This window comes from Arthrobacter ramosus (assembly GCF_039535095.1).
Taxonomy (GTDB): Bacteria; Actinomycetota; Actinomycetes; order Actinomycetales; family Micrococcaceae; genus Arthrobacter; species Arthrobacter ramosus.
In genome coordinates, this window is the sequence record NZ_BAAAWN010000001.1 from 59,398 (window position 1) to 70,326 (window position 10,929).

At 65.4% G+C, this 10,929-nt stretch carries 10 protein-coding genes and 1 tRNA gene; 2 read left to right on the plus strand and 9 right to left on the minus strand.

The window, feature by feature from the left end; genetic code table 11:
• Window positions 1-11 precede the first annotated feature (11 nt).
• A complete protein-coding gene (locus tag ABD742_RS00295; RefSeq protein WP_264637052.1) occupies window positions 12-146 on the minus strand; it encodes a hypothetical protein in 135 nt (44 codons plus the stop codon).
• A 123-nt stretch (window positions 147-269) separates the two neighbouring features.
• Window positions 270-343 (minus strand) — tRNA-Gly (locus tag ABD742_RS00300).
• Window positions 344-581: 238 nt separating this feature from the next.
• Here ABD742_RS00300 and ABD742_RS00305 point away from each other — a divergent pair.
• Entirely contained in the window at window positions 582-1,028 is a 447-nt protein-coding gene (locus ABD742_RS00305) for an SRPBCC family protein (protein WP_234750951.1), read from the plus strand.
• A 331-nt stretch (window positions 1,029-1,359) separates the two neighbouring features.
• Here ABD742_RS00305 and ABD742_RS00310 read toward each other — a convergent pair whose 3' ends face one another.
• Window positions 1,360-3,144: a CAP domain-containing protein gene (locus ABD742_RS00310; protein WP_344786838.1), complete on the minus strand. Its 1,785-nt coding sequence runs from the start codon at window positions 3,142-3,144 to the stop codon at window positions 1,360-1,362.
• 148 nt (window positions 3,145-3,292) lie between these two features.
• Here ABD742_RS00310 and dcd point away from each other — a divergent pair, with 148 nt between their 5' ends.
• Complete coding sequence (gene dcd, locus ABD742_RS00315) at window positions 3,293-3,868, plus strand: dCTP deaminase (RefSeq protein WP_234750955.1); 576 nt, start codon at window positions 3,293-3,295, stop codon at window positions 3,866-3,868.
• Between the two features lie 64 nt (window positions 3,869-3,932).
• Here the strand turns inward: dcd and ABD742_RS00320 are convergent, their stop codons facing one another.
• From ABD742_RS00320 to ABD742_RS00345, 6 genes are all read right to left on the minus strand, one after another.
• Complete coding sequence (locus tag ABD742_RS00320) at window positions 3,933-5,138, minus strand: cation:proton antiporter (RefSeq protein ID WP_234750957.1); 1,206 nt, start codon at window positions 5,136-5,138, stop codon at window positions 3,933-3,935.
• Between the two features lie 5 nt (window positions 5,139-5,143).
• Window positions 5,144-5,626, minus strand: coding sequence for a cation:proton antiporter regulatory subunit (locus ABD742_RS00325; RefSeq protein WP_234750959.1), 483 nt, complete (start codon window positions 5,624-5,626; stop codon window positions 5,144-5,146).
• Window positions 5,627-5,703: 77 nt separating this feature from the next.
• Window positions 5,704-6,489, minus strand: a complete 786-nt coding sequence (locus ABD742_RS00330) for a glucosamine-6-phosphate deaminase (protein ID WP_234750961.1) — start codon at window positions 6,487-6,489, stop codon at window positions 5,704-5,706.
• Between the two features lie 33 nt (window positions 6,490-6,522).
• The gene (locus ABD742_RS00335; RefSeq protein WP_234750963.1) at window positions 6,523-8,055 is read right to left on the minus strand and encodes a glycoside hydrolase family 3 protein; all 1,533 of its coding nucleotides are present in this window, start codon (window positions 8,053-8,055) and stop codon (window positions 6,523-6,525) included.
• A 64-nt stretch (window positions 8,056-8,119) separates the two neighbouring features.
• Window positions 8,120-9,271 carry an ROK family transcriptional regulator gene (locus ABD742_RS00340; RefSeq protein ID WP_234750965.1) on the minus strand — a complete coding sequence of 384 codons (1,152 nt, stop codon included), beginning with the start codon at window positions 9,269-9,271 and terminating at the stop codon, window positions 8,120-8,122.
• Window positions 9,272-9,445: 174 nt separating this feature from the next.
• Entirely contained in the window at window positions 9,446-10,849 is a 1,404-nt protein-coding gene (locus tag ABD742_RS00345) for an MFS transporter (RefSeq protein ID WP_234750967.1), read from the minus strand.
• Between the last annotated feature and the right edge of the window lie 80 nt (window positions 10,850-10,929).

Sequence of the window (10,929 nt, forward strand, 5' to 3'; positions counted from 1 at the left end):
TATATGGCCGCTCACTTTTTGTTGCCGGTTGCCGGCTTGGCCACCGTTGTTGCGGAGGACTCTGAAGCCCTCTTATCCGCGCGCTTTTCTTTGATGGATTTGCCGGATTTTTTCGATGCAGCTTGGCGAGGTGATTTGTCAGCCATGATCGCTCCCTAGAGCAGAGCCGAAATGGCTCCTAGCTCCTGACGATACACCCTTCAGGCTTGGGCGCCTTGTATCCGGTCGGCCGTCCGTTTCCGGGAAAACGGTGCCTGTCAGCAAGAAAATGGAGCGGGCGACGGGAATCGAACCCGCGTATCGAGCTTGGGAAGCTAGCGCTCTACCATTGAGCTACGCCCGCAATACTCCGCAAACCAGCCGGAGCAGATCCCAGCTTAGCGCAGATGGCGCGCCGATCCAGACACAGACTCACTGGTATCACGGTCACATCAAATTCCCTGCGGAGCTCGTAAAGATTCGGTTAAGGCTCGACGTGGGTGTGTCGCGCTGCGCCCCGCCTGACTATTCTGTAGGCAGTTAGCTGCTGTGTCATGGGGAACCCGGCTATGTCTAAGAGCCGTACGCCGAAAGAGGATTCCGTGGCATTTGCAGAGCATGAAGTACTCATTGGTCGTGACGCCATGACCGTTTACCAATTCCTGGTGGACGGTCTCAACAATCCCCTGTGGCGCAGCGGAATCCGCAGCATTTCCCTCCGTTCCGGACATGCCGGCGAAAAAGGTGCCGTATACCAGCAGACTTTGGCAGGCCCGGGCGGGCGGCCGATCGCGGCTGACTTCCAAATCACTGACGCCAGGCCGGGCGCTGAAGTGCGCTTCGCCGTCGTCGCCGGTCCCGCGCGGCCCACTGGCGGCTACTATCTCAGCACCGAAGGACCCAATACCCGCCTGCGGTTCGCCCTGGAGTACCACCCCAAGGGTCTGCAGAAACTCATGAACAGCGTGATCCAGAAGACCATGGAGGATGAAGTGGTCCAGCTGGAGCAGCTGAAGTCGGTCATCGAGGAGCAAACCCCGGAGGCGTAGTCCCCACCGCCTCCCTCGCCTCGCTCCGCTCGCCCAGGGAACCCTGGCGGCGTGGGCCCACCGCCTCCCTCGCCTCGCTCCGCTCGCCCAGGGAACCCTGGCGGCGTGGGCCCAGCGCCTCCCTCGCCTCGCTCCGCTCGCCCAGGGAACCCTGGCGGCGTGGGCCCACCGCCTCCCTCGCCTCGCTCCGCTCGCCCAGGGAACCCTGGCGGCGTGGGCCCAGCGCCTCCCTCGCCTCGCTCCGCTCGCCCAGGGAACCCTGGCGGCGTGGGCCCAGCGCCTCCCTCGCCTCGCTCCGCTCGCCCAGGGAACCCTGGCGGCGTGGGCCCAGCTACTGTGCCAGCTTGAGTCCGGCTAAACCGGTGACCGGAGTGCTCGGCGTCGTGAGGCGTCCGCCAGTCAGGTCCCAATATTCGATCGCTCCGTTGCTCAGCAGGCCTGCGATTCCAGTGGTGTTGAGACCCGTGACACCGCTGAGCGAGCGCAATCCGGAGTAGTCCGTCCATCCGGTTCCCACTACCAGCCGGGCTTCTGACTTCGGCGTGGTGAGCCCGGAGCCGCGGTAGAGCCGCAGGTTCCCGTTTGCTTCCACCGCCAACAGGTCCTGGAAGCCGTCGGCGTCGTAGTCCACCATGCTGAGGCGGATGGCACTGACGCCCGAGCCCACTTGGGTCCGCCCCACCATGCCGGTGAGCCCCAGGTTCCGGTACAGGTAAAGCGCGCCGCTGGAATCAATGGCGAGAATTTGCGGGAGCCGGTTGTTGCCGCACCAAATGCCCACAGCCATGGTCATCGATTGCCAACCCGAGGAGCCCAACAACACCGGGGCTTTGAATCCTCCACTCACGACTCCGGGGTAGAGCAGGAGCCTGCCGTCCAGCATTTGGGCGATGACATCGATCACGCCGTCGCGGTCCCAATCCGTGGTCATCACTTCTTTCGCCCCGGCGAAACCGGACCCGACCGTCCGGGCGGGACCGAACGTGCCGTTGCCGAGCGCAGGGTAGTCCCTCAGGTTGCCCGAAGGGTCGACGGCGACGAGGTCACCGGCGCTGCGGATGGCTGCCGCACTGAGGTCCAGCGTGGGCGGCTGGTGCTTCACGATAGGGTCGCAGACGGTCGGGGCCGGAAGCTGGGGAGGGGCTGTGCCCGCGCCAGGGCTGTTCACCGTGCCGGCGGGGAGCGTTGTATAGCCGAAGAGATTGACCACGCCCCACATCGTGTAGCTATTGGGGGTGGTCTGGTAGTTGCCGTCCGTGAAGGTGATTCCGACGCCTATCACGTTGAAGCGGGGATCACGCAGCAGCGCGTCGTGGGCGGGCGAGCTTTTCCACCATTCGACCAGTTGGGCGGCATCCCGATCCCAACGGACAGCGATGATCTCGCCTGCGCCGTTGTTGGGGTTCAAGGCCCTGGGGTCGGTCCAGAAGTTGCTGCGGTGTTCAATCACCTGGCGGCTGGCAATGTTGTTGGACCAGTCCTGCGAAAGGGTCGACACCGTGGGGTTGTACTTCACCGGATTCAAGCCGAGCGAAGTCCTGTAGGCATTGATGGCATTGAACACGGCCAGCACTTGGGCGGAATTGTCGTCGTTGACCAATGCTTGCGCCGAGACCAGCGGCACGGCTGCGGGGGAGGACTTCGTCGGGGGCGTAGCCGGACCCGACTGCGGGACACCCCCTGCCGCGGCTCCGGGGATCGGGTCCGGGCCGGATGCCGGCGGGATGGAGGGCAGCGGGGGCGGGCCGCCCACTGCCTGGGGTGGGGTGCCTTTGCCGGGCCCGACGGCGGGGCTTGCCTGCGCGGGCGAGGTCGCCGCTTGGACGGCTGCCGCGGTGCCCGCACCGGCCGGGGATGCAGCGGGGGCGGCTGCGGCTGCTGGCGCTGCGGGGGTAGGCGCGGTGGCCGTTGGTGACCCCGGCGCAGGTGCGGCCTGCGGAAGGCCGGATCCCGACGGCGGTGCAGACGCCGTCGTCGTACTTTCAGCGCCTGCGGTGGTGCTTGAGGTGGAAGGCGCGGCGGCGGCAGTTCCGGCGAGCGGAACCGGAACGGCCAGCGGGCCAGAGGCAGGGGCCATCACCGCGAGAAGGCAGGCCACCAACACGGCAACGGGCACCGCAATTCGTCTCAATGTTTCCCCAGATTCGCGTCGCGCCACCGTTCCCAAACACAACAGCGGTAACGGTAGTCTATGTGGTGCACTATAGTCCCATGCGCCACTCCGGCACCACGGGGTACGGGGCGCATACGGTACTTTTGATCCTGTGCTGATCTCTGACCGCGACATACGTGCCGAAATCGACTCCCGACGTATCGTCCTGGAGCCCTACGACCCCGCGATGGTTCAGCCGTCCTCGGTGGATGTGAGGATTGACCGTTTCTTCCGGCTGTTCGACAACCACAAATACGCACACATCGACCCCTCGGAGGAACAGCCTGAGCTGACCCGCCTGGTTGAGGTCGAGGGCGACGAGCCTTTCATCCTGCACCCGGGCGAGTTCGTGCTCGGTTCAACATACGAGACCGTGAGCCTGCCGGACGACGTCGCCGCACGACTTGAGGGAAAGTCTTCGCTGGGGCGCCTCGGCCTGTTGACGCATTCCACGGCCGGCTTCATTGATCCCGGGTTTTCGGGCCATGTGACGTTGGAACTCTCCAACGTTGCGACGCTGCCCATCAAGCTGTGGCCAGGCATGAAGATCGGCCAGTTGTGCTTCTTCCGGCTCTCGTCAGCCGCTGAGCATCCCTATGGTTCCGGCGGTTACGGCAGCCGTTACCAAGGCCAGCGCGGCCCCACCGCGAGCCGCAGCCACCTGAACTTCCACCGGACGGCGGTTTAGCTCCCGCCTGCTTGCGTTGAGAGGTGAGGTCTCGCCTCTTTGAAGGCACGAAAGAGACGAGATCTCACGCCTCGAGGGACACAATAGGCTCGGATGCCTTCGGTTTGCGCGCGGACTTTCGGAAGGCCTTGACCGTCGGCTCCACGAAACGGGCCGCGAGCGGTCCGGTGATGGCCATAAGCAGCACATACGCAGTGGCGAGGGCGGCAAGCTCGCGCGGTACGACTCCCGAGGTCACGGCCAGACCCGCAATGACAATGGAGAATTCGCCGCGGGCAATCAATGCGGCTCCTGCACGGAAACGGCCGGGAACGGCGATCCCTGCCCGCTTTGCCGCCCAGAATCCGGTCAGCACCTTGGTAACGGCTGTCGCGAGAGCAAGGAGCAGTGCCCAGCCCAGGACTGGCGGGATGCTGGACGGGTCCGTGTTGAGGCCGAAGGCTACGAAGAAGATTGCCGCGAAGAGATCCCGCAGCGGTTCGAGGATCCGCGTCGCGCTGTGGGCGGTTGCCCCCGAAATGGCAATGCCCAGCATGAACGCGCCCACCGCCGCGGAGACCTGGAGGGCGGACGCGATGCCGGCCACCAGAAGTGCGGCCCCGAGGAGATTGAGCAGGAAGACTTCGGAGTTTTCGCTGTGCACGGCCTGGGATACCCGATGGCCGTGTTTGAGGGCCACCACCAGCACGAGGGTGACGACGGCCAAGGCAATACCCACCGTCTGGAGCCCGCCCAGGAAGCCCACGCCTGCGAGGATCGCCGTCAAGATCGGAAGGTAGATGGCCATGGTGAGGTCTTCGAACACCAAGATGGCCAGCACCACTGGCGTTTCGCGGTTACCGATCCGGCCGAGGTCCGTGATCACCTTCGCGGCGATGCCCGAGGAAGAAATATAGGTGACGCCGCCCATGACGATCGCGCCCACCAGTCCCCAGCCGAGCCACACGGCGATGCCTGCACCCGGTAGGAAGTTCAACACAAGGTCCAGTACACCGGCTTGCCAGGAGCGCCGCAGTCCGGTGACGAGTTCCGCGGCCGTATATTCCAAGCCGAGCATCAACAGGAGCAGGATGACGCCGATTTCGCCGGAAAGATGGGCGAACTCGTGCATGCCATCGAGCTTGATCAGTCCACCCGCCCCGAACGCCAATCCCCCTACCAGATAGAGCGGAATGGGGGACATGCCGATCCTGCCGGCCAAGCGCGCCAAGAGGCCGAGACAGAAAACGACTGCGCCCAGCTCTATAAGGGTCAGGGCCAGGGGGTCCATGGACGTCAGCCGTTGCGCAGAATGGCAGCCGCAGAGTCAAGACCTTCCTGCGTACCGACAGCCACCAGCAAATCACCCGTGTGAAGGACGACGTCGGGAGCCGGTGAGGGGACCACTTCGCCTTCGCGCATGATCGCCACGATCGAGACGCCACTGCGGGTGCGGATCTGGGCTTTGCCCATGGGCTGGTTGGTGAAAGGGGAGTCCGCGGTGATGGAGAACTGCCGCGTGACAATGCCGGGGATTTCTTTGTGGGCCTCGGCGAGGCGCATGGCGATGTGCTGCCCACCGAGGAGGTTGCCCAGGGCGGCGGCTTCGTCTGCGGTCAACGGGATGGATGCCTGGCAGGTATCGGGATCGTCCCACGTGGAGACGAAAAGCTCGGTTTCACCCTCCCGCATCTCGACGACACCGATCCGGCGTCCCGAGGCCGTGATGAAATCCTTGCGGACCCCGAGGCCTGGAAGTTCTGTCTCATCCACGTTCATAAGTCCACCCTAGCCCTCTTGAAGGGGCGGCGGAATGATGCCACTCGCAGCCGCCGCGCAAAGCGGTCCGCGCCTTTCTAGGGGGTCAAAGCCAGGCCGCGCGCGGCGTCCTCGTAGTATCCTCGGTTCGCCAATCCGGCGGCGGCTGCCTCGTCCAAAACCACCACAGCGTCGGCATGCCATTGCAGGATCGAACCCGGGCACGACGCCGTCAGCGGGCCCTCGACGGCGGCAGCGATAGCGGCGGCCTTCGCGGCACCGGTGGCGATGAGCACCAGCCGGCGCGCATCAAGAACGGTCCCCAATCCCTGGGTGATGCAGTGGGTCGGGACGTCGCCGTCGTGGTCGAAGAACCGGGCGTTGTCCTGCCTCGTGCGGGCCGTCAGCCGCTTCAGACGGGTGCGGGAGGAAAGGGAGGACCCGGGCTCATTGAATCCCACATGGCCGTTGGCGCCGATGCCCAGGATCTGCACGTCGACGCCGCCAGCGGCACCGATCGCTGCGTCGTAGGCAGCCGCTCCCGCTTCGAGCTCGGCTTGGGTGGCACCGGTACCGTCAGGGACATTCAGCCCGGCCAAGGGAAGCCCGATCACGGCGCAGACCTCGCGAATCAAGACCTGGCGGTAGGACTGTGGGTGCTCCGCCGGAAGGCCTACGTATTCGTCCAAGGCGAATCCCTTGGCGTCCGAGAAATCCACGCGGCCCGCGGCCACCGCAGCCGCGAGTTCCGCGTACAGTCCCAGCGGAGACGAACCGGTGGCCAGGCCCAGCACTCCTCCCCTGCCCGCAGGAAGTCCTGAGAGGACGGCGTGGGTGGCGGCCAAAGCGGCCGATTCCGGAGCGGGCGTGACGATGACTTCCATGGCAACTTTCTGTCGATAGGTGATGCGCACTAGCTAGCCAAGTTCAGGCCTTTTGCTGCCGTTCAGCAGCGCCGTCAGGGCCTGGGAGACCGTGAGGGACGCACCATAGGTGACGATGTCCGCTCCGCCGCGCGGCCAGCCGCACTCGACAGCGATCACCGCGTGCCCCTCCGCCCTCAAACGGGCGAAGACGGTCCATAGCGGGTGCTCGGCATCCAGGCCGCGCCCGACGACGGCGACCCGGGCGCCGTCGGGCACCTCGCCTTCGTGGACCACTGCCGAAGTGGTGGCAGCGGGGCCCCACGGCACGCGGCCGACGGCGAAATTGGATCCGGTTTCAACCTGCACGATCGCCACAGGTTCTTCTCGTGCAAGCCACCTTTGGGCGGCTTCGGAGACCTCGAAGGCCTCTGCGATGCGCTCCCCGTCGAGCGCCTTCGGGTCGGCAGGCACGCCGGTAGGCTGCGGCTGGCCCGGCAGGCCGAGCTGGCCCCTGATCGCGGCCTCCTGGATCTCCGCGGCGCTGGCCGCGGGGAAACGCGAGGACAGTGCTGCCGTGCGTGCAACAGCGTCCGCGAGGCGTTCCATGGGCAAGCGTCCCTCTTCAACGGCATCGGTAATCGCGGTGAGCGTCTGTTCGAAGAGGGCCGGTCCTGTTTCGGAACCAAGGCACAGCAGGTCCGCCCCGGCCATGAGCGCACGGACGGCTGCTTCCGGAACACCGGTCTGGGCGGACGCGCCGGCCATGTCCAGGGCATCGGTGATGATGACGCCGTCGAATCCCATGTCGCGGCGCAGCAAGTCCTGCAGGATGCGCGAGGAGAAGGTGGCGGGGTGATCCGGGTCCAGGGCTTCGACCAGGATGTGGCTGGTCATGACCGTGGCTCCGCGAGCCGCGACGAGCGCACGGAACGGGACGAGTTCGCGCGCATCCAGCGTGGCGGCGTCGGCCGTGACCCGGGGAAGCGCCAGGTGGGAGTCCGCGGTGGTGTCGCCGTGGCCCGGGAAGTGTTTGGCGCAGGACGCCACACCGGCGTCTTCGAGACCGCGGATCCAGGCAGCGGTATGCCGGGCCACCAAATCCGGTTCGGCCCCGAAACTCCGCACGCCGATCACGGGGTTATCGGGAGCCGAATTGACGTCTGCATCGGGGGCCAGGTTCAAGTTGATGCCCAGGCCTGCGAGTTCGTGGCCGATGGCGCTGGCGCTGGCGGCGGTCAGTTCGACGTCGTCCAAACGCCCGAGCACCGCGTTCCCGGGCTGGGTGGATCCCGTGAGGTAGTGCAGCCTTGTGACGTCGCCACCCTCTTCATCGACGGCGATGAGCGTGTTCGGGGAATGTGCCCTCAGCCCGGCGCAGAGCTCGCGCAACTGGACGGGGGACGCCACATTGGTGCCGTAGAGGCACACAGCCGCCAGCCCGGCGTCGTAGGCTTCAAGGATCCAGACGGGGACGGCGATGCCGGTGAATCCGGGCATGAGGGTGCCTGCCGCGAGACGGCGCAGGTGGTCGCGGGCGGGCCCGGTGGCAAAGGACTGAGTAACGGGGGACTGAATCGTGTCCATGTCCGGCTCCTTCGAAGGATGCTTAGCTGGGTAGTCAGGGTTGGAAACGGCGCAGGCGCGGCACTCAGGCCACACCAAGCTGGTTCCACAGGACCATCACGGCGGCTCCGCGCAGGACAATGTCCTGTGCGTCTGCCGCGAGACGGACGGACACCGGTGAAGGGTCTTGGTGCAAGAGCCGCTCAAGCAGGGTCTGCTGGACGGCGTTGAGAAGGGAGCCTTCCAAAAGCCCCCGGGGTCCGCTGAGGACCACTTCGCCCAAATCGAGGGCGCCAACCACGGGTGCGAGGGCGATGGCGAGCCGCTCGCCTGCCTCCCGGAGTACGACGTCGGCCGCGGCCTTCGGTTCGGAGCTCGTAGCCGCTTCGGTCAAGGCCCGTTCGAGGCTGGGGACGGACATCCAGGTTTCGAGGCAGCCCGTTTTACCGCATTTGCACAAGGTTCCGCCGTCGGTGCCGACCGTGACGTGGCCGATTTCACCCGCGGCCGAGTGGGCGCCCCGGGCACGCCTGCCGCCCACGATGAGTCCCGAACCGACACCGCGGCCGATTTTCACGAGGACCATGTCGTCACTGCCGCCGCCGAAGGTGTAGTCCGCGTGGACTGCGGCGTCGGCGTCGTTGGAAACGAGGGTCGGCAGGCCAGTGCGCTCCTGGAGGAGATCGCGCAGTGCGACGTCCCTCCACTCGAAGTTGGGGGCCGTGGTGACCACGCCCTCGGCGTTGACGATGCCGGGGGTCCCGACGCCGATCCCGAGCAGTGTGGCGGTGGCTCGGCCGACGGCCTCTGAAGCGAGTTCGAGGACCTGGTTGACGACGTCCTGCCCGGTTTCCGAAGCAATGGTGCGCTCGACTCGTTCGAGGATGTTGCCGTCAAGGTCCAGGACGGCGGCGCGCAGCACGGAATTTTCGGCCAAGTCCATGCCGATCACTTGGAGGCCCTGGCGATTGATGTCCACCAGGATGGCCGGTTTGCCGGGACGGACTTCATCAGAGTGCCCCAGTTCCACGACGTGGCCGCGTTCCAGGAGGTCAGAGACGAGGTCAGATACCGTGACGCGCGTCAGGCCCAGGGTCCGGGACAAATCCGCGCGGCTCATCGCTCCTGCCGAGTGGAGGGTCTGGCGCACCAAGGAGAGGTTGTGGGCGCGCCCGTCGGAAGGCAGGGTTGCTGCGCCGGTTCGATCGGTGCGCTGACGGTCTCGAAGGGCTTCCATGAGAGTTAGTAAACTCTACTAACAATCAAAGATCAAGGGTTTTCCGCAGATTGTGTGGAATCAAGGCACCCATTGATGACGTAGGCACCCGCTAAGGACGTAGGCCCCCGATAGACCGGGTGCGCCAGTCCATTTCGGGTGCGAAGCATAGGCGCTGGTGCCGGCCCCCACCTCTCAGCGAACGGGAACGGTGGCGATTTCCGTCTTGCTGGGTGATTTGACCGGCAGGATCACCAGGAGGCCGGCCAGGAGCACCACCATGATGCCCAGGATTCCCCAGCGTTGGGCTCCGCCGGGGGCCACCAGGGGGGTCGCCAGAGTGATGCACAGGGTAAAGAGCGCCGGTGCCAGGAAGCTTACCGCCCTGCCGGTAGTGGCGTAGAGCCCGAACAGTTCGCCGGATTCGCCGTCCGGCGCCAGCCTCGCGAGGTAGGCGCGGGATGAGGCCTGGGCTGGTCCGACGAAGAGGCAGAGGAACAGCCCGAACACCCAGAAAGTGGTGCCGCCTGCCCAATGGGCTCCGAAGAACACGTAGTCGCCATTGCCGAGAACCAGGATCGCCGTGCCGGCTACCAGGAGTCCTAGAAGGGAGATGACGATGACGGCCTTGGGCCCTATCCTGTCATCCAGGAATCCGCCGATCATGGCGCCCACGGCAGCCACTACGTTGCCGAAAATCGCGAAGAAGATGACCTCTTTGAGCTCGAAGCCAAAGGTCCCGGCGGCAATGACGCCGCCAAAGGTGAAGACCGCCGCCAGGCCGTCGCGGAAGATGGCGCTCGCGAGCAGGAAGTAGATGGTGTGCGGGCTGGTTCGATAGATGGCCGCGATCCGGCGCCCCAACAAACCGTAGGAGGCCAGGAACCCGAGGCGGGATTCCGGTTTCTTGACGGAGAGTTCCGGCACCGCGAAGAGGACCGGCAGCGCGAAGATGAAGAACCAGAGCGCGGAGAAAACAGCAACGAGCCTGATATTCAGGCTGTCCTGGGTGGAAGCCCCGAACCACTCAAAAGACGGCTGGACGAAAAGCTGCAGCACCATGAGAAGCGCGACAATCCCGCCCAGGTACCCCATACCCCAGCCGAAGCCACTCACTTTGCCGATGTTGGCAGGGGTGGAGATCTGGGCCAGCATGGCGTTGTAATTGACGCCCGCGAACTCGAAAAACACATTGCCGAGCGCAATCAGCGAGACGCCCAGAAGCAGGAACTCAGGCTTGGGGAAAACAAAGAAGCACGAGCCGGTCAGGACGGCCACGAGGGCGGTGTTGACCCCGAGCCACAGTTTCCTGCGGCCACCGGAGTCGGAGCGTTGACCTGTGACCGGTGCCAGGAGCGCGATCGCGACGCCGGCAATCGCCAACGCTGCACCCAACGCCGCCGACGCGGAGTCTCCCCCGCCGAACGCCTTGGATGTCAGGTAGACGGTGAACACGAAGGTGGTCATGACGGCATTGAATGCCGCGGAACCCCAGTCCCAGGATGCCCACGCAAGGATCTGGCCTTTGTTCGACAGGGCGGGCCCTGAAGCAAGCTCGGATGCCGGGTGCGGGGCCTCAGGCGCAGCTGCCATGTTCATGGTCTGAATGGTAACCGCCCGAAGTGACACTTTTGGGACATCCAGGCAGCCTGCATGGCCCCTCATCCCTGGACACCCTG